This window comes from Variovorax sp. MSC1_012 (genome assembly GCF_023667525.1).
Lineage (GTDB): Bacteria > Pseudomonadota > Gammaproteobacteria > Burkholderiales > Burkholderiaceae_C > Variovorax > Variovorax beijingensis_B.
Genome location: NZ_CM174443.1, coordinates 682,752 through 700,167 on the forward strand (window position 1 = coordinate 682,752; position 17,416 = coordinate 700,167).

Here is a 17,416-nt window from a genome sequence, read left to right on the forward strand (position 1 = left end):
TCACCAGCGTGCCGCCCACTTCTCCAGCGGCAGGCGCGCGGCGAACTAAGATCGAGCGATACCCGTCACCGCCGTTTCGTCCATGTCCGTCACCTCACTGCTGCTGCAGCTCGTCGTCATCCTCACCACTGCGCGCATCTGCGGCTGGGTGCTTCGCCATGTAGGCCAGCCCAGCGTCGTGGGCGAAATGGCCGCGGGGCTCATGCTCGGGCCGGCGGTCATGGGCGCGCTCTTTCCGTCGCTGCACGCGCAGCTGTTCTCCAAGGACCTGCTGCAGGGCCTTTCGTCGCTCTCGACGGTGGGACTGGTGCTGTTCATGTTCGTCGTTGGCCTGGAACTGCGCGCCTCGCAGAACATGCGCTCTCAGCTCAAGGCGGCGGGCGCCGTGGGCGTGCTCAGCGTGATCGTGCCGCTGGCGCTGGGCCTCGCGATCTCGCCGACGCTGTATCCCACGCTCGCGCCGGCCGGCGTCGCTTTCTGGCCCTTTGCGCTGTTCATGGCGGCGGCGCTCTCCATCACGGCCTTTCCGGTCATGGCGCGCATCCTCAAGGACCGCGGCATGACACGCACCTCCTTCGGCCAGCTTTCGCTCAGTGCCGCCGCGGTGGTCGACGTGTTCGCCTGGATCCTGCTGGCCTTCGTGGTGGCCCTGGTGGGCGCGGGCGAGGGCTACGCGGGCCTCGTCAAGATCACGGTCGGCGTGGTCGTGATGCTTGCCTTGCTGTTTTTCGGCCTGAAGCCGGCCTTTGCCTGGCTGCTGCGCGTGAAGGCGCCCGATGGCGAGCCTTCGACCACGGTGATGGCCTCGCTCATGATCGGCCTGCTGGTCACCGCGCTGCTGACCGAATGGCTGCACCTGCATGCGGTGTTCGGCGCCTTCCTGTTCGGCGCCTGCCTGCCGCGCGACGACCGCCTGCTGCGCTCCCTGAGCGAACGCATCGAGCCGATTTCCATCGTCGTGCTGATGCCGCTGTTCTTCGCCCTCGCCGGGCTGGGCACCACGGCGAATGCCTTTTCCGGCGCGAGCCTGGGTGCGATGCTGCTGATCGTGGGCGTTGCCACCGTCGGCAAGATCGCCGGCGGCGCGGCTGGGGCGCGCATGGCCGGCTACAGCTGGCGCGACAGCCTGGCCACCGGTTCGCTGATGAATGCGCGCGGCCTGATGGAACTCATCGTGATCAAGATCGGGCTCGACGTGGGGCTGATCGGTCCCGAGCTGTTCACCATGCTGCTGGTGATGGCGCTCGTCACCACCGCGATGACGGGGCCGCTGATCAACCTGGTGATAGGGCGCGCAAAGGCTTCCACCGTGGCCGAGAAGGCCGAGGCCGAAGCGCAGGCGCGCGCCAAGCCGTAGCACGTCAGCGCGCGAGCGGCACCGTGAACCCGATGCGGGTCTCGCCGTTCGCGCTGGAGGCGAACACGCGGCCGCCATGCATGCGCGCAATGGCCTCCACGATCGAAAGCCCCAGGCCGTGGTGGCGCGCCGACCCGTCGCGTGCGGGGTCGGCCCGGTAGAAGCGCTCGAACAGGCGCGGCAGCGTCTCGGCCGCGATCGGCTCGCCGCGGTTCACGACGGTGAGCGTGGTTTCGTCCGGGCCAGTGCCGATCTCGATGCCGATGCGCGACGCCGGCGCTGCGAAGCGGATGGCATTGCCCAGCAGGTTGGAAAGCGCACGCCGCACCAGGGAGGCATCGACGTCGGCCACGGCCTCGCCGGTGACCGTGGCCGCGAGTCCGGCCTCTTCGAGCATGGCTTCGTGGAAGTCGATCACGTCGCGCGCCTGCGCGGCCAGGCTCGTGCCGGCCTTCACGCGCAGCGGCGCACCGCGTTCGGCCTGCGAGAGAAAGAGCATGTCGGTCACGATGCCCGAGAGCCTGCCGACTTCCTCGAGATTGGAGGCGAGAACGGCCTGCAGCTCGTCGTTCGGCCGCGGGCGCGACAGCGCGAGCTCGGTGGAGCCGATCAGGTTGGCGAGCGGCGTGCGCAGCTCGTGCGCGACGTCGGCATTGAACGATTCGAGCTGTACATAGGCCTTCTGCACGCGCAGGAGCAGGGCATTGAACTGTGTGATCCACGGGTGCAGTTCGCGCGCGAACGCCGATGCATCGACGGGCTGGTTGATGTGGTCCGGCGTCAATGCGGCGGTGCGCTCGGCCAGCGCCTCCAGCGGCCGCAGCCCGCGCCGCACCAGGTGCGCGCCGGTCAGCGACACCAGCAGCGTGCCCAGCACGGCGGCCGCAAGCAGCGTCCATGCAAGGCGGCGCAGCAGCACCACGTCCCTTGCAACGTCGATGCCGATGCGGATCGAAAGCGGCGTGCCGCCGGCTGCCTGGCCCCACGTGTGCACGAAGTCGCGCTGGATCCAGCGCCCGCCCGCAGGCGGTTCGGAGCGGAAGAACACGCTGCCGTCGGACTGCCGCGCAATCGAGAGCCTCACGTCGTCCTGCAGCGAGAAGAAGTCCTCGAGCTTGTGGCGCAGGAACGAAAGATCGCCGTCCTTCTCGCCTTCCTCGAGCAGGTGCCGCACCAGCTGCGCCTTGTGGTCGAGCTCGCCGTCCTGCTTTTCGCCGAAGCTCCATGCCGTCACCAGGTAGACCGCGAGGCAGGCCACGCTGAGGCAGAAGAAGGCCTGCGCGGCGAACCAGGAGGTGAGCCGGTTGCGGATCGAATGCGGCCGTGCCGGGCTCACGACCAGGAACGATCCTCGAGCACGTAGCCCATGCCGCGCACCGTGTGCAGCAGCTTGACGTCGAAGGGATCGTCGATCTTGCTGCGCAGCCGGCGGATGGCCACTTCGACCACGTTGGTGTCGCTGTCGAAGTTCATCTCCCACACCTGCTCGGCCAGCGTGCTGCGCGAAAGTATCTGGCCGCGGCGGCGCAGCAGCACCACCAGCAGCGTGAACTCCTTGGCCGTGAGGTCCAGCCGCGTGCGGTTGCGAAAGCACTTGCGGCTGGCCAGGTCGAGCTCCAGGTCGGCCAGCCGCAGCACGGTGGACTCCTGCGGCTTGCCGCGGCGCAGCAGCGCCTGGATGCGCGCCAGCAGCTCGGAAAAGGAAAAGGGCTTGACGAGGTAGTCGTCGGCGCCTTGCTGCAGGCCGTTGACCCGGTCCTCGACCTTGTCGCGCGCGGTGAGCACCAGCACTGGCACGTTGCTGGTGCGCCGGATCGCCTGCAGCACCGCGAAGCCGTCGATGCCGGGGAGCATCACGTCGAGCAGGATCAGTGCGTAGTCGCCCTCGGTGGCGAGGTAGCGGCCTTCGATGCCGTCGCGCGCGATGTCGACCACGTAGCCGTTCTCTTCCAGGCCCTTCTTCAGGTAGTCGCCCAGCTTGGGCTCGTCTTCAATGACCAGAATTCGCATCGACGGATGTTAACGATGGGACGGGGCCCGTGGAGGTTACGAATTCGTAATCCCGGCGACGGACAAAGCCCGGCGCGCTCGTCTTACATTGCGCGCAACCTGCAAACCGCAGGGGCATTGCAGACCGGCATGCCACGTGCCGCCGATATACTTTTTGCTCCATGCGCCGCTGGCTTCCGATCTTCCTGCTGCTTCTGCTGCCGTTCCAGTTCAGCTGGGCGGCATCGGCCGCCTATTGCCAGCACGAGCGCGATGCCCAGCCGCGCCACTGGGGTCATCACGAGCACGAGCCGGACCGCAGCGCGGGCAGCTCCCGCACCGACGACGCGCAGAACAGCCCCGGCAACCAGCCCAACACCGCCCTCGGCGATTGCGCCGCCTGCCACCTGGGCCAGGCCCAACACCTGCCGTCGGCTTCCGATCGCGCGCATGCGCTGCAGCCAATGGCGCAGGCGCTGCGCGCCGTGACCGCCGAACATTTCATCTCGCACATCTCCGAAGTGCCCGTGCCTCCTGCGTGGCCTCTCGCCCTTTGATTCGGCGAGAGAACAAGCACCCACATCCCTGATACCCGACATCAGCCGCTGAGCTCTCGCCGAATTCGTCTGCCCGTTGTTTTGCAACCCAGGAGAATTCGATGCGCACGCTCTTCGTGCCGCTGGCCGTCATGGCCTTGGCGGTACCCCCGGCATTTTCACCAGCCGCTGCCGGTTCCAACCCTTCGCCGATCCGGCACGCGGCCGCGGCAACGGCGGAGCCCGCCGGCCCGCTGGACCTGCGCAGCGCGCTCGCGCTCGCACTGCGCTTCAACCCGGGGCTTTCGTCCGCCTCGCGCGAGCGCGCGGCCAGCGATGCGGCCGTGCTGCAGGCCGGTGCCTGGCCCAATCCGGTGTTCGACGCGCAGGTGGAAGACCTGCGCCGCGGCAACCGCACCACCACGCTGCAGCTGAGCCAGCCCATCGAACTGGGCGGCAAGCGCGCCGCCCGCGTGACGGCGGCCGAGCGCGCGCGCGACCAGGCCGCCTCGGCACTGCTCGCGCGGCGCTCCGAACTGCGCGCATCGGCGATCACGCTGTTCTTCGAGGTGCTGGCCGCGCAGGAGCGCTTGCGCCTGGCGCAGGACTCGGTCGGGCTTGCGGAGGCGGCCACCCGCGCCGCCGTCAACCGCGTGGCGGCCGGCAAGGTCTCGCCGCTGGAAGAAAGCCGCGCGCGCGTGGCCGAGGCCGGCATCCGCGTCGAACTGCTGCAGGCCGAAGGCGCGCTGCGGTCGGCGCGCCAGCAATTGGCCGCGCTCTGGGGCAACCCGAACCCGCGCTTCACGCAGGCGGACGGCGCGCTCGACCGGCTGCCGGCTGATGCTGCTGCGGATGTGGAGGGCCGGCTCTCCGCGGCGCCGGTGCTGCGTCTGGCGCGGCTCGAAGTCGAGCGGCGCCAGGCGCTGTCGGACCTGGAGCAGGCCCGGCGCGTGCCCGACGTCACGGTGTCGCTGGGCGCCAAGCGCGTGCCGGCCGATGAGGGCATGGGCAGCGGCAGCGGCCGCAACCAGGTCGTGGTGGGCCTGTCGGTGCCGCTGCCGATCTTCGACACCAACCGCGGCAATGTGGCCGAGGCGCTGAGCCGCGAGGAAAAGGCGCGCGACGAACTCGCCGCGGCCGAACTGCAACTGGGCGCCGACGCGGCGCGGGCCACCGAGCAACTGCGCTCGGCGCGCGCCACTGCCCAGACGCTGCAGCGCGATGCACTGCCCGGCGCCGAAGCCGCCTACAAGGCCGCCGCCAGGGGCTTCGAGCTCGGCAAGTTCAGCTTTCTCGAGGCGCTCGATGCGCAGCGCACGCTGTTCCAGGTGCGCAACCAGCACCTGCTGGCCGCGGCGGCCGCGCACCGCGCGGCCGCCGAGCTCGACCGGCTGCTCGGCACCGGCGGCGAAGAAGAAACCCCTGATGCGGCACCCGCCGCGCGCTGACAAGGAATGCATCAATCATGAACACGGAAGAAGAACGCAAGTCTTTCGCCGAACGCGTCGGCGGGAAGCAGTGGATGGCCATCGCGGTCGTGCTGGCGATGGGCCTCGGCGTAGGCGCGATGATTCTGCGCACCGCGCCGCCCGCGCCCGAAGCCGCCGGGCATTCGGAAGCCGAGGGGCATGCCGATGGCGAGCACCATGAGGAAGGCAAGGCCGAGGGCAAGGAGGACCACGGCCACGGTCACGGCGAAGCCAGGGGCCATGCCGGCGAGGAGCACAACGAGGAAAAAGAGAAGACAGAGAAGACAGAGAAGACGATCGCCTTCACCGACGCGCAGATCCAGGCCGCCGGCGTCGCCATCGAAAGCGCCGGCCCGGCGCGCATCCAATCGTCGCTGCAACTGCCCGGCGAGATCAAGTTCAACGAAGACCGCACGGCCCACGTGGTGCCGCGCGTGGCGGGCGTGGTCGAGAGCGTGCCGGCCAACCTCGGGCAGGAGGTGAAGCGCGGACAGGTGCTGGCGGTGCTCTCGAGCCCGATGCTTTCGGAGCAGCGCAGCGAGCTTCGGTCGGCAGAGCGCCGGCTCGAGCTGGCCCGCAGCACCTACCAGCGCGAGAAGAAGCTCTGGGAAGAAAAGATCTCGGCCCAGCAGGACTACCTGCAGGCGCAGCAGGCCATGCAGGAAGCGCAGATCGCCGTGGCCAATGCGAACCAGAAGCTGCTGGCGCTGGGCGCCGCGCCCGCCTCTTCGGTTCTTGGCCGCTATGAGCTGCGCGCGCCCTTCGACGGCATGGTGGTCGAGAAGCACATCTCGCTCGGCGAATCGGTGAAGGAAGACGCCAGCGTCTTCACCATTTCCGACCTCTCGACCGTGTGGGCCGAGATCAGCGTGGCCGCGAACAACCTGAACCTGGTGCGCATCGGCGAGCCGGTGAGCATCCGCTCCAGCGCATTCGAGCAGGCGGCCAGCGGCACGGTGTCCTACGTGGGCTCGCTGATCGGCGCGCAGACGCGCACCGCCACGGCACGCGTCACGGTGACGAATCCGCAGCGCATCTGGCGGCCCGGGCTGTTCGTGAATGTGGACCTCGTCTCGTCCGAAGCGGAGGCCGCGGTGACGGTTTCGGCCGACGCGGTGCAGACGGTGGAAGACAAGCCCACCGTCTTCCTCAAGGTGCCCGGCGGCTTCCTGCCGCAGCACGTGCAGACCGGCCGCAGCGACGGCCGGCGCATCGAGGTCCTGAGCGGCCTCGCGCCCGGCACGGCCCATGCCGCGAGCGGCAGCTTCGTCGTGAAGTCGCAGCAGGGCAAGAGCTCTGCCACGCACACCCACTGAGGACGCCGCATGTTCGAACGAATCATCCGGTTTTCCATCGAGCAGCGCTGGCTGGTGTTGCTGGCCGTACTGGGCATGGCGGCCCTCGGCGTCTTCAGCTACCAGAAGCTGCCGATCGACGCGGTGCCCGACATCACCAACGTGCAGGTGCAGATCAACACTGCCGCGCCCGGCTATTCGCCGCTCGAGGCCGAGCAGCGCGTGACCTATCCCATCGAGACGGTGATGGCCGGCCTGCCGGGGCTGCAGCAGACCCGGTCTCTGTCGCGCTACGGCCTTTCGCAGGTGACGGTGATCTTCGAGGACGGTACCGACATCTACTTTGCGCGGCAGCTCGTGAACGAGCGCATCCAGTCGGCGCGCGAGCGCATGCCCGGCGGCATCTCGCCGGTGATCGGGCCGATATCGACCGGGCTGGGCGAAATCTATCTCTGGACCGTGGAGGCCGAAGAGGGCGCGAAGAAGGCCGACGGAACACCCTACACGCCCACCGACCTGCGCGAGATCCAGGACTGGATCATCAAGCCGCAGCTGCGCAACGTGAAGGGCGTGACCGAGATCAATTCCATCGGCGGCCACGCCAAGGAGTTCCGGATCGCGCCCGACCCTGCCAAGCTGCTGGCGCACGGCCTCGCGATGACCGACCTGGTCACCGCGCTGGAGCGCAACAACGCCAACGTGGGTGCGGGCTACATCGAGAAGCGCGGCGAGCAGTACCTGATCCGCGCGCCGGGCCAAGTGAAGTCGGTGGAGGACATCGGCAACGTGATCCTCGCGAACTCCAGCGCCAGTGCCGGAGGCATTCCGCTGCGGGTGCAGGACGTGGCCGAGGTCGGCATCGGCCAGGAGCTGCGCACCGGAGCGGCCACCGACAACGGCCGCGAGGTGGTGCTGGGCACGGTGTTCATGCTGATCGGCGAGAACAGCCGCACCGTCTCGCAGGCGGTCGACAAGAAGATGCAGCAGATCAACCGCACGCTGCCCGTGGGCGTGAAGGCCGTCACCGTGTACGACCGCACGGTGCTGGTCGACAAGGCCATTGCCACGGTGAAGAAGAACCTGTTCGAGGGCGCGGTGCTGGTGATTGCGGTGCTGTTCCTGTTCCTCGGCAACATGCGCGCGGCGCTGATCACCGCGCTGGTGATTCCGCTGTCGATGCTCTTCACCTTCACCGGCATGGTGAACCAGAAGGTCAGCGCCAACCTCATGAGCCTGGGCGCGCTGGACTTCGGCATCATCATCGACGGCGCGGTGGTGATCGTGGAGAACTGCGTGCGGCGCCTCGCGCACGCGCAGGCCAGGCATGGGCGGGCACTGACGCGCAGCGAGCGCTTCCACGAGGTGTTCGCGGCCTCGCAGGAGGCGCGGCGGCCGCTGCTGTTCGGGCAGCTGATCATCATGGTCGTGTACCTGCCGATCTTTGCGCTCGCGGGCGTGGAGGGCAAGCTGTTCCACCCGATGGCCTTCACCGTGGTGATCGCGCTGCTGGGCGCGATGATCCTGTCGATCACCTTCATTCCCGCGGCCGTGGCGCTCTTCATCGGCAACAGGGTGAGCGAGAAGGAGAACCGCCTGATGCAGTGGGCCCGGCGCGGCTACGAGCCGCTGCTGGCGCGCGCGATGGCGGCCAGGCCGCTGGTCATCGCCACGGCGGTGGTGGCGGTGCTGCTCTCGGGCCTGCTGGCAACGCGCCTGGGCACGGAGTTCGTGCCGAGCCTCGGCGAAGGCGACTTCGCCATCCAGGCGCTGCGCATTCCGGGCACCAGCCTCACGCAGTCGGTCGAGATGCAAAAGCAGATCGAACGCACGCTGAAGGCGAAGTTTCCGGAGATCGAGCGCGTGTTCGCGCGTACCGGCACGGCCGAGATCGCGTCGGACCCGATGCCGCCGAACATCTCCGACGGCTACATCATGCTCAAGCCGGAGAGCGAGTGGCCCGAGCCGCGGCGCACGCGCGACGAGCTGCTGGCCGCGGTGCGGGAAGAAGTCGAGAAGCTGCCGGGCAACAACTACGAGTTCTCGCAGCCGATCCAGCTGCGCTTCAACGAGCTGATCTCGGGCGTGCGCAGCGACGTGGCCGTGAAGATCTTCGGCGACGACATGGAGGTGCTCAACAAGACGGCGGCGGAGGTGTCGCAAACCCTGGGCCGGATCTCCGGCGCCGCCGAAGTGAAGGTCGAGCAGACCACCGGCCTGCCGATGCTCACGGTGAACATCGACCGCGGAAAGACCACGCGCTACGGCCTCAACGTGGGCGACGTGCAGGACGCGGTCTCCATTGCGGTGGGCGGCCGCGAGGCAGGCACGCTGTTCGACGGCGACCGGCGCTTCGGCATCATCGTGCGGCTGCCCGAGAACCTGCGCACCGACCTGGAGGCAATCAAGCGCCTGCCTTTGGCCCTGCCCAGGGCGGCTGGTGCCGAGGCGCAGCGCGCCAGCTTCATCCCGCTCGGCGAAGTCGCCACGCTGGAGCTTGCGCCGGGCCCGAACCAGGTGAGCCGCGAAGACGGCAAGCGCCGCATCGTGGTGAGCGCCAATGTGCGCGGGCGCGACCTCGGCTCCTTCGTGGCCGAGGCCGAGGAAGCAATGCGCAAGGTGCGCATTCCGCCGGGCTACTGGACGGCCTGGGGCGGCCAGTACGAGAACCTGGCCTCGGCCGCCGAGCGGTTGCAGGTGGTGGTGCCGGTGTCGCTGCTGCTGGTGTTCACGCTGCTGTTCGCGATGTTCGGCAACCTGAAGGATGGGCTGCTGGTGTTCACCGGCATTCCGTTCGCGCTCACGGGCGGCATCGTCGCGCTGTGGCTGCGCGGCATTCCGCTGTCGATCTCGGCGGCGGTGGGCTTCATTGCGCTGTCGGGTGTGGCTGTGCTCAACGGGCTGGTGATGATCTCGTTCATCCGCAAGCTGCGCGAAGGCGGGCTGCCGCTCGACGCGGCGATCCGCGAAGGCGCGCTCACCCGGCTGCGGCCGGTGCTGATGACCGCGCTGGTCGCGTCGCTGGGCTTCGTGCCGATGGCCATCGCCACAGGCACCGGCGCCGAGGTGCAGCGGCCGCTGGCCACGGTGGTGATCGGCGGCATCCTGTCATCGACCGTGCTGACGCTGCTGGTGCTGCCGCTGCTCTATCGCATGGCGCACCGGCGCGATGAGGATGATCATGAGGAGGCCGGCCCGCTCAGCGCCTGATGGCCGACTTCGGCCGGAACGCCTTGCAGACCGTGTCGTCGGTCTCCAGGTACGGCCCGCCGATCAGGTCGATGCAGTAGGGCACTGCCGCGAAGATGCCGGGCACGGCCTGCACGCCTTCGGTGTCCTTGAGTCCTTCGAGCGTTTCCGCGATCGACTTCGGCTGCCCCGGCAGGTTGATGATCAGGCTCTTGTCGCGGATCACCGCCACCTGGCGCGACAGGATCGCGGTGGGCACGAAGCGCAGGCTGATCTGGCGCATCTGCTCGCCGAAGCCGGGCATTTCCTTGTGGGCCACGGCCAGGGTGGCCTCGGGCGTGACGTCGCGCAGGGCCGGGCCGGTGCCGCCGGTGGTCAGCACCAGCGAGCAGCCGGCGTTCACCAGCTCGATCAGCGTGGCGCTGATGAGGGCCGCTTCGTCGGGAATCAGCCGGGCCTCGAAATCGATCGGGTTCTTCAGCGCGCGGCCGAGCCAGGCCTGCAGCGAGGGCAGGCCCTTGTCCTCGTAGGTGCCGCTGGAGGCGCGGTCGCTGATGGAGACGATGCCGATGCGGACGGAGTCGGGTGTGGTCATGGTGTTGCTCCTCCCCGGGAGGGGAGGGGAGAAAGACGGGGCACTCATGCGTCCTCTTCCCGGTCCTGCGCGGCCGCGGCGGCCGCATGGTCCGCACCGCCGTGCACCGCGAGCTGCGCGCGCACCAGCTGGAAGATCTCGCGATAGGCCTTGCCCTGGCGCGGTGCCTCGCCGGCCGGCCCGGCCTTCAGATCCTTGCGGGCCTGGCGCACCAGGGCGCGCAGCTGCTGCGAATCGGTGGCGGGGTGGGTTTCGATCCAGCCGCCCAGCGCGTCGTCGTCGGCAATCAGCCGGTCGCGCCAGCGTTCGGCCTCGTGCAGCGCGGCGGTTTCGGCTGCGGGCACGCTGTTCTGCTCGGTCAGGGCGAGCTTCACGGCTTCGAGTACTTCGGGTTCGAGCTTGCGCATCAGCTTGCCGATGAACTGCATCTGCCGCCGCTTGCCCTCGAAATTGGTGATGCGCTTGGCTTCGGCGACGGCGTCGACCAGTTTTTCGCCCAGCGGGAGCGCGTCGAACAGGCCGGCGCGCAGGCCCAGCAGCTCGGTGCCGAGCTTTTGCAGTTCATCGCTTTCGCGCTTGAGATCGGTGCGGCTGGCTTCGTCGGTGCCCTTGAGCTCGCGCTTGAGCTCGAGGTCGAGCTCGCTGCCTTCGGCTACGAACTGGCCACGGACGAAATAGCCTTTTTTGGGTTTGCGGGACATGGGGTGGATTCTGGGCCGCACCGTGCGGCGTTGCAACGCGTGCAATGCGCAGTGGGAAGCCGGGGGGCAAAACGGGATATGGGGGGCGCAAGTATCATAGCCACCACATGACGACATCTTCCTCGCGCGCCGATTCCGGCTTCGCCTACAGCCGCTCCTTCTTCGAAAACCTGGTCGACACGGCCTTGGCCCACGCCAAGAAGCTCGGTGCAACCGATGCCGGCGCCGAGGCCTCCGAGGGCTGCGGCCTCAGCGTCTCGGTCCGCAAGGGCGAGCTCGAGAACGTGGAGCGCAACCGCGACAAGTCGCTGGGCATCACGGTCTACGTGGGCCACCGCCGCGGCAATGCCAGCACCTCCGACTTCTCCGAAGCCGCCATCGCCCAGACCGTGCAGGCGGCTTACGACATTGCCCGCTTCACCGCCGAAGACCCGGTCAGCGGCCTTCCCGACGAAGAGGATATTGCCAAGGAGCACCCCGAGCTCGACCTGTTCCATCCCTGGAGCGTGACCAGCGAGCAAGCGGCCAAGCTCGCGCTCGAATGCGAAGAGGCGGCGCTCTCGACCGACAAGCGCATCACCAACAGCGAAGGCGCGGGCGTCTCGGCCCAGCAGAGCCACTTTTTCAGCGCCCACACCCACGGTTTCCGCGGCGGCTACGCCAGCTCGCGGCATTCGATGTCGGTCGCGCCCATCGCCGGCAAGGGCGACGACATGCAGCGCGACTCCTGGTACAGCTCCATGCGCTCGGCCGACGAACTGGCCAGCCCGCAGGCGGTGGGCCGCTATGCCGCCGAACGGGCGCTGAGCCGGCTCAAGTCGCGCAAGATCAAGACCACCGAATGTCCGGTGCTGTTCGAGTCGCCGCTGGCCGTGGGCCTCCTGGGCGGGCTGGTGCAGGCGGTGAGCGGCGGGGCGCTGTACCGCAAGAGCACTTTCCTGCTCGATTCACTCGGCAAACCGGTGCTGCCGAAGCACGTCGACGTGGCTGAAGACCCGCACGTCCTGCGCGGCAAGGGCAGCTCGCCCTTCGACGACGAAGGCGTGGTGACCCGTGCGCGCAAGGTGGTGGATGCGGGCCGGCTCGAAGGCTACTTCCTCTCGACCTATTCCGCGCGCAAGCTCGGCATGAAGACCACCGGCAACGCCGGCGGCTCGCACAACCTGATCCTGAGCTCGCGCCTCACCAAGCCGGGCGACGACCTCGACGCCATGCTCGCCAAGCTCGGCACCGGCCTCTTCGTGATCGAGCTGATGGGACAGGGCGTGAACTACGTGACCGGCGACTACTCGCGCGGCGCGAGCGGCTTCTGGGTCGAGAAGGGCCGCATCGCCTTCCCGGTGCACGAGATCACCATTGCCGGCAACCTGAAAGACATGCTGATGGGCATCGAGGCCATCGGCGCCGATGCCTACACCTTCGGCGCCAAGACCACGGGCTCGGTGCTGGTCAACCGCATGAAGGTGGCCGGCAGCTAGCCGGCCGACGCGTCAGACGATGCGCACCGACAGGTTCGGCAGGCCGTCGATGTGGATCTCGATCACATCGCCGCGCACCACCGGACCCACGTTCTCGGGCGTGCCCGAATAGATGATGTCGCCGGGCATCAGCTCGAAAGCCTGCGACAGGCGGCTGATCTGCTCCGCCACCGACCAGATCATGTGCTTGAGCGTGGCGTTCTGCCTGGTCTGGCCGTTCACTTTGAGCCAGATCGCGCCGTCGGTGTAGTGGCCGACCTTGGCCACCGGATGGATCGGCCCGATAGGCGCCGAATGGTCGAAGCTCTTGCCGATTTCCCAGGGCTTCTTCTGGTCGCCCATCTCGCGCTGAAGGTCGCGCCGGGTCATGTCCAGGCCGAGCGAGTAGCCGTAGACCAGGCCCAGCGCATCCGCCGCTGCGATGTTGCGTCCGCCCTTGCCGAGTGCGACCACCAGTTCCACCTCGTAGTGGTAGTTCTTCGTGAGCGACGGGTAGGGATGGTCGGCCACGGTGCCGGGCGTGACGACCTGGATCGCGTCCGCTGGTTTCTGGAAGAAGAAGGGCGGTTCACGGTTGGGGTCGGAACCCATCTCGCGCGCGTGGGCCGCATAGTTGCGGCCGATGCAGTAGATGCGGCGCACCGGAAACGCCTGCTCGCTGCCGACGATCGGCACCGTGGTCTGCGCGACCGTGAAGGGCGTTGGCGCCGAGCGCGATGCGCCGGCTGGCAGCGCACAGCCGGCCATGGCGCTGGCGGCCACGGCGGCGGAGCCGGCCAGCAGGCCGCGTCGTGAATTGGACATGGTCTTTGTCTCCTGGATCTTTGATGAAAGGCGATGAAGGCCGGCCGCAGCCAGCCGGGCCATTCTGGAGTGCGCCGCGGCGGCGCTTGCGTACGCATCTACGCAAAAACAGGACGCAAGCAACACCGGGCCGCCTGCAGGCCCAGCCCTGGTCAGAGGCTTACCATCGCGCCATGTCGGCCCTTCCATCCAGCAGCCTGCGCCTCTACGGCATGCAGGAGCGCGCGAACCACCTCGACTTCGACATTCGCTTCGAAGGCGCGCGCGACGTGCTGGCGCGGCCGCACCGCCACGAGTATTTCCAGATCCAGGTCAGCATCCACGGCGGCTCGCAGCAGGTGATCGGCGGCGCGGTGCGGCCGTTCACCGCGGGGCACCTGAGCTTCGTGCTGCCTTATCGCGTGCATGTGGTGCCGCATCCGCCCGGGGCGCGCTATGCCATCGTGAATTTCGACCAGGGCTTTCTCTGGCCCGAGCTGGCGGTCGAGGCGCTCGACCTGGAGGAGTTGCCGGCTGCGCGCCAGCCCGAGCTCGCGCCCTTCCTGTTCCAGGAATACATGGACTTTCACTTCGGCGATGCCGATTTCGCGCGCATCCTCGGATGGCTCGATGAGCTCGCCGTGCTGAACCGGGAGCGACGCTTCGGCGCCGTGGGCGCGATCCGCGGCATCCTGCTGCAGCTCATGGCGCTCGCCTGCCGCCGGCACGAGGCGCCGCTGGTCGCCCAGGCAGCGCTGCAGAGCGGCCGCAGCGCGGGCAACGATGCGCTGCAGCGCGTGATGCGCTATGTGCGAGAGCACCTGGGCGAGGAGATGTCGCTCAACGATGCCGCGGCAGCTGCCATGCTCTCGCCCAACTACCTTGCGCACCTGCTCAAGAAGCAGACCCAGCGCACCTTCACCGAACTGGTGACCGAACGGCGCCTCGAGCGCGCGAAGGAGCTGCTGTTGACCTCGAACGCCCGCATCGGCGACATCGCGCGGCAGTGCGGCTTCGGCGACGCGGTCTACTTCAGCCGTCGCTTCAGGCTGCACAACGGCGTCACGCCGCGGCAGTTCCGCAGCCAGGCCGATGCCGGGCTGGCCAGGGCCACGCAGGCGCTTTCGAGCCGCTAGGGCCGCGCGCTGCGAAGCGCTTCGGTCATCGCATCCACGATGGCGGCATTGGCCGCATCCTGCAGCCGCACCACGCCCACCGGCGGCAGGTTCCACTGCAGGCGCTGGGGCATCACGCGGGCGCCGCTCGCATCGGCCACCTCCTGCGCAATGTCGTCGGGCAGGATGGTGATCGCGTCGGGCATGTGCCGCAGTACCGACACCAGCGTTTTGTGCGCGTAGGCCTCCAGCAGGGGCACCGGCACCGGCTGCCCGGCCGAGGCGAAGATCGAATGGATCATCTGGCGGATCGGCGTGTCCGCCGGCGGGAAGATCCAGTGCAGGGACACGAAGGCCTCCCAGTCGAGCCCACGCCGCAGCAGCCGCTGGGCGGCCGTGCGCGACACCACGAGGCGCGGCTCCTGCTTGTAGAGAAACTGCTGCGCCAGCCCGGCTTCGGCGCTGGCCGGCGTGAAGCGGCAGATCGCGCAGTCCAGCGTGCGCGCCCGCACGGCCTGCACGAGCGCATGGGTCGTGGCCTCTTCGACCACGAAGCCCAGGCGCGGCCGCACCGCCAGCAGGTGCTGCCAGAGGGCGTCCTGCGTGACGCGCGAAAGAAAAGGGATGACACCGATGCGCAGCCGCCCCTGCAGCCCCGTGCCGAGCGCTGCCAGGTCCTGGCCCAGCGATTGCGCATCGGAAAGCGCAAGCCGCGCCCGCGCCAGCACCAGCAGGCCCGCGGCCGTGGGCTCCAGGCCGCGCCGGCCGCGGGTGAACAGCGGCGTCATGAAGATGTTCTCGATCTCGCCCAGCGCGCGCGTGACGGTGGGCTGGCTCAGGCCGAGGTGCTGCGCCGCGCGGCTGACCGAGCGCTGGCGCTCGAGCTCCGCGAGAAGGGCGAAGTGGCGCAGCTTGAGCCGCGGCGTGAGGTGTTGCAGTGTCGGCGCCGGCATGCCGCCGATCCTATGCGAGAGCCATAGCAGCCAATGCATGGATTCATCAGAAAATATGCAACTACGGCTATTCAGCATTTCTACACTCGGCCGGATGTTCACGACCCGTCCTGAAATCGCCGGTACTTTCGGCGTTGCCTCTTCGACCCACTGGCTGGCCTCGCAAACCGCGATGGGCGTGCTCGAGCGCGGCGGCAACGCCTTCGACGCCGCCGTGGCTGCGGGCTTCGTGCTGCAGGTGGTGGAGCCGCACCTCAACGGCCCCGGCGGCGAGGTGCCGATCCTGCTGTGGAACGAACGCGAGCGGCGCATGCACGCCGTCCGCGGACAGGGCTGCGCGCCGGCCGAGGCCAGCGCCGCGGCGTTCCGTGCGCTCGGCTTCGAGCAGGTGCCGGGCATCGGCCTCCTGGCGGCCACGGTGCCGGGTGCGTTCCCCGCCTGGCTCATCATGCTGCGCGAGCACGGCACCTGGCCGCTCGCCGACGTGCTGGCGCCGGCGATCGGCTATGCGCGCGACGGCTTTCCGCTGGTGCCGCGCGTCGCCGAGGCAATTCTTGCCGTGCGCGGCCTGTTCCTCGAACACTGGCATTCGTCAGCCGATGTGTGGCTGCCGGGCGGCAAGTTGCCCCAGCCGGGTTCGCTGTTCCGGCTGCCGGCGCTGGCGGCCACCTACAGCCGCATCGTCGAGACCGCCGAGCGCGAAGGCAGCGGCCGCACCGGTGTGATCGATGCGGCGATCCGCACCTGGCAGCAGGGCTTCGTGGCGCGCGAGATCGATAGCTACTGCCGCGGCACGGCCGTGCGCGACAGCAGCGGCGAGGCGCATGCCGGCTTGCTGCGCTTCGACGACATGGCCGCATGGCGCGTTGCCACCGAGGCGCCGCTCACAGCGCAGTTCGGCCGCTACACGGTCGCGAAGTGCGGCTTCTGGAGCCAGGGGCCGGCGTTCCTGCAGCAGATCGGCATGCTGCGCCACGCGGGGCTCGAGCATCACCTGCCCGGCACGGCGGGCTTCGTGCACCGCATCACCGAAGCCGCCAAGCTGGCCTTGGCCGACCGGCTGGCGTGGTATGGCGCGGCGTCCGGCGCGCGCGCCGATGCGCAGCAGGCGCTGCTGTCGGATGCCTACCTGCGCAAACGCTGGGCCATGGTCGATCCAGAGCGCGCTTCCGACACGCTGCGGCCCGGCGAGCCGCTCGGCCTTGCGCCGCGCCTGCCCGACCTGAAGGTGAGTACGCGAACCCTGCGCACGGCCGACACGCGCTTCGGCGTCGGCGAGCCCACCTTCGCCGCGCTGCCGCCGGTCGCCGAATGGGCGGAGCGCGAGATCTTCGTGGGCGACACCTGCCACATCGACGTGATCGACCGGCACGGCAACATGGTCGCGGCCACGCCTTCGGGCGGCTGGCTGTCCTCGAGCCCCGCGATTCCGGCGCTGGGCTTCGCGCTCAACACGCGGCTGCAGATGAGCTGGCTCGACGAGGGGCTGCCCAGCTCGCTCGAGCCGCGCGTCGCACCCTGCACCACGCTGTCGCCGTCGATGGCGCTGCGCGACGGTGAGCCCTACATGGCGTTTGGAACGCCCGGCGGCGACCAGCAGGACCAGTGGTCGGTCGGCTTCTTCCTGCGCCACGCGGTGCACGGCCTCAACCTGCAGCAGGCCATCGACGCACCGGCCTGGCACGTCAAGCACGCTCCCGGCTCCTTCTGGCCGCGCCAGACCACGCTCAACACGCTGACGCTGGAATCGCGCTTCGACCCCGAGGCGCTCGAACAGCTGCGCGCAATGGGCCACCAGGTACTGGTCGGCGATGCCTGGTCCGAAAGCCGCATGTCCGCCTGCAGCCGCGAACACGACGCACAGGGCCGGCTGGTGCTGCGCGCCGGGGCCAATCCGCGCGGCATGCAGGGCTATGCGGTGGGCCGCTGATTTCCGCCGCCTTCGCTTCAATTTCCTCA

At 68.8% G+C, this 17,416-nt stretch carries 14 protein-coding genes; 8 read left to right on the forward strand and 6 right to left on the reverse strand.

Features of this window, described 5'->3' with window-relative positions; translation table 11 throughout:
* Window positions 1-82: 82 nt before the first annotated feature.
* The gene (locus L1081_RS03165; RefSeq protein ID WP_489415157.1) at window positions 83-1,357 is read left to right on the forward strand and encodes a cation:proton antiporter domain-containing protein; all 1,275 of its coding nucleotides are present in this window, start codon (window positions 83-85) and stop codon (window positions 1,355-1,357) included.
* Window positions 1,358-1,361: 4 nt separating this feature from the next.
* Here L1081_RS03165 and L1081_RS03170 read toward each other — a convergent pair whose 3' ends face one another.
* Entirely contained in the window at window positions 1,362-2,693 is a 1,332-nt protein-coding gene (locus L1081_RS03170; protein WP_489415158.1) for a heavy metal sensor histidine kinase, read from the reverse strand.
* On the reverse strand, window positions 2,690-3,367 hold the full coding sequence (locus L1081_RS03175; RefSeq protein ID WP_062366367.1) for a heavy metal response regulator transcription factor: 678 nt from the start codon (window positions 3,365-3,367) through the stop codon (window positions 2,690-2,692). Before L1081_RS03175 ends, L1081_RS03170 begins: the two co-directional genes overlap by 4 nt.
* Before the next feature lie 161 nt (window positions 3,368-3,528).
* Here L1081_RS03175 and czcI point away from each other — a divergent pair, with 161 nt between their 5' ends.
* From czcI to L1081_RS03195, 4 genes are all read left to right on the forward strand, one after another.
* Entirely contained in the window at window positions 3,529-3,903 is a 375-nt protein-coding gene (gene czcI, locus L1081_RS03180) for a cation efflux protein, CzcI family (RefSeq protein WP_489415159.1), read from the forward strand.
* Window positions 3,904-4,004: 101 nt separating this feature from the next.
* Window positions 4,005-5,330 (forward strand): TolC family protein, encoded by a 1,326-nt coding sequence (locus L1081_RS03185; RefSeq protein WP_489415160.1) that lies wholly within the window; start codon window positions 4,005-4,007, stop codon window positions 5,328-5,330.
* A gap of 17 nt (window positions 5,331-5,347) precedes the next feature.
* Entirely contained in the window at window positions 5,348-6,667 is a 1,320-nt protein-coding gene (locus L1081_RS03190) for an efflux RND transporter periplasmic adaptor subunit (RefSeq protein ID WP_489415161.1), read from the forward strand.
* A gap of 9 nt (window positions 6,668-6,676) precedes the next feature.
* On the forward strand, window positions 6,677-9,853 hold the full coding sequence (locus tag L1081_RS03195) for a CusA/CzcA family heavy metal efflux RND transporter (RefSeq protein WP_489415162.1): 3,177 nt from the start codon (window positions 6,677-6,679) through the stop codon (window positions 9,851-9,853).
* Here the strand turns inward: L1081_RS03195 and mog are convergent.
* Both mog and yjgA read right to left on the reverse strand, forming a co-directional pair.
* The gene (gene mog / locus L1081_RS03200; RefSeq protein ID WP_489415163.1) at window positions 9,843-10,427 is read right to left on the reverse strand and encodes a molybdopterin adenylyltransferase; all 585 of its coding nucleotides are present in this window, start codon (window positions 10,425-10,427) and stop codon (window positions 9,843-9,845) included. The two genes, L1081_RS03195 and mog, sit on opposite strands and share 11 nt — an antisense overlap.
* A gap of 44 nt (window positions 10,428-10,471) precedes the next feature.
* Entirely contained in the window at window positions 10,472-11,128 is a 657-nt protein-coding gene (gene yjgA, locus L1081_RS03205; protein ID WP_012748648.1) for a ribosome biogenesis factor YjgA, read from the reverse strand.
* A gap of 107 nt (window positions 11,129-11,235) precedes the next feature.
* On the opposite strand from yjgA, the gene pmbA reads away from it, so the two are divergent.
* Window positions 11,236-12,606 (forward strand): metalloprotease PmbA, encoded by a 1,371-nt coding sequence (pmbA, locus tag L1081_RS03210; RefSeq protein ID WP_489415164.1) that lies wholly within the window; start codon window positions 11,236-11,238, stop codon window positions 12,604-12,606.
* A 12-nt stretch (window positions 12,607-12,618) separates the two neighbouring features.
* On the opposite strand, the gene L1081_RS03215 is transcribed toward pmbA, so the two are convergent.
* Entirely contained in the window at window positions 12,619-13,410 is a 792-nt protein-coding gene (locus L1081_RS03215; protein ID WP_489415165.1) for a fumarylacetoacetate hydrolase family protein, read from the reverse strand.
* Between the two features lie 212 nt (window positions 13,411-13,622).
* Here L1081_RS03215 and L1081_RS03220 point away from each other — a divergent pair, with 212 nt between their 5' ends.
* Window positions 13,623-14,525, forward strand: a complete 903-nt coding sequence (locus tag L1081_RS03220; RefSeq protein WP_489416854.1) for a helix-turn-helix domain-containing protein — start codon at window positions 13,623-13,625, stop codon at window positions 14,523-14,525.
* Here the strand turns inward: L1081_RS03220 and L1081_RS03225 are convergent.
* Entirely contained in the window at window positions 14,522-15,457 is a 936-nt protein-coding gene (locus L1081_RS03225; RefSeq protein WP_489415166.1) for a LysR family transcriptional regulator, read from the reverse strand. The genes L1081_RS03220 and L1081_RS03225 overlap by 4 nt on opposite strands.
* Window positions 15,458-15,551: 94 nt before the next feature.
* Here L1081_RS03225 and L1081_RS03230 point away from each other — a divergent pair, with 94 nt between their 5' ends.
* The gene (locus L1081_RS03230; RefSeq protein ID WP_489415167.1) at window positions 15,552-17,387 is read left to right on the forward strand and encodes a gamma-glutamyltransferase; all 1,836 of its coding nucleotides are present in this window, start codon (window positions 15,552-15,554) and stop codon (window positions 17,385-17,387) included.
* Window positions 17,388-17,416: the final 29 nt, after the last annotated feature.

Coding starts and splice junctions, on each gene's coding strand:
- L1081_RS03165 (WP_489415157.1), top strand. CDS start 83: ATGTCCGTCACCTCACTGCTGCTGCAGCTCGTCGTCATCCTCACCACT.
- L1081_RS03175 (WP_062366367.1), bottom strand. CDS start 3,367: ATGCGAATTCTGGTCATTGAAGACGAGCCCAAGCTGGGCGACTACCTG.
- czcI (WP_489415159.1), top strand. CDS start 3,529: ATGCGCCGCTGGCTTCCGATCTTCCTGCTGCTTCTGCTGCCGTTCCAG.
- L1081_RS03185 (WP_489415160.1), top strand. CDS start 4,005: ATGCGCACGCTCTTCGTGCCGCTGGCCGTCATGGCCTTGGCGGTACCC.
- L1081_RS03190 (WP_489415161.1), top strand. CDS start 5,348: ATGAACACGGAAGAAGAACGCAAGTCTTTCGCCGAACGCGTCGGCGGG.
- L1081_RS03195 (WP_489415162.1), top strand. CDS start 6,677: ATGTTCGAACGAATCATCCGGTTTTCCATCGAGCAGCGCTGGCTGGTG.
- mog (WP_489415163.1), bottom strand. CDS start 10,427: ATGACCACACCCGACTCCGTCCGCATCGGCATCGTCTCCATCAGCGAC.
- yjgA (WP_012748648.1), bottom strand. CDS start 11,128: ATGTCCCGCAAACCCAAAAAAGGCTATTTCGTCCGTGGCCAGTTCGTA.
- pmbA (WP_489415164.1), top strand. CDS start 11,236: ATGACGACATCTTCCTCGCGCGCCGATTCCGGCTTCGCCTACAGCCGC.
- L1081_RS03215 (WP_489415165.1), bottom strand. CDS start 13,410: ATGTCCAATTCACGACGCGGCCTGCTGGCCGGCTCCGCCGCCGTGGCC.
- L1081_RS03220 (WP_489416854.1), top strand. CDS start 13,623: ATGCAGGAGCGCGCGAACCACCTCGACTTCGACATTCGCTTCGAAGGC.
- L1081_RS03225 (WP_489415166.1), bottom strand. CDS start 15,457: ATGCCGGCGCCGACACTGCAACACCTCACGCCGCGGCTCAAGCTGCGC.
- L1081_RS03230 (WP_489415167.1), top strand. CDS start 15,552: ATGTTCACGACCCGTCCTGAAATCGCCGGTACTTTCGGCGTTGCCTCT.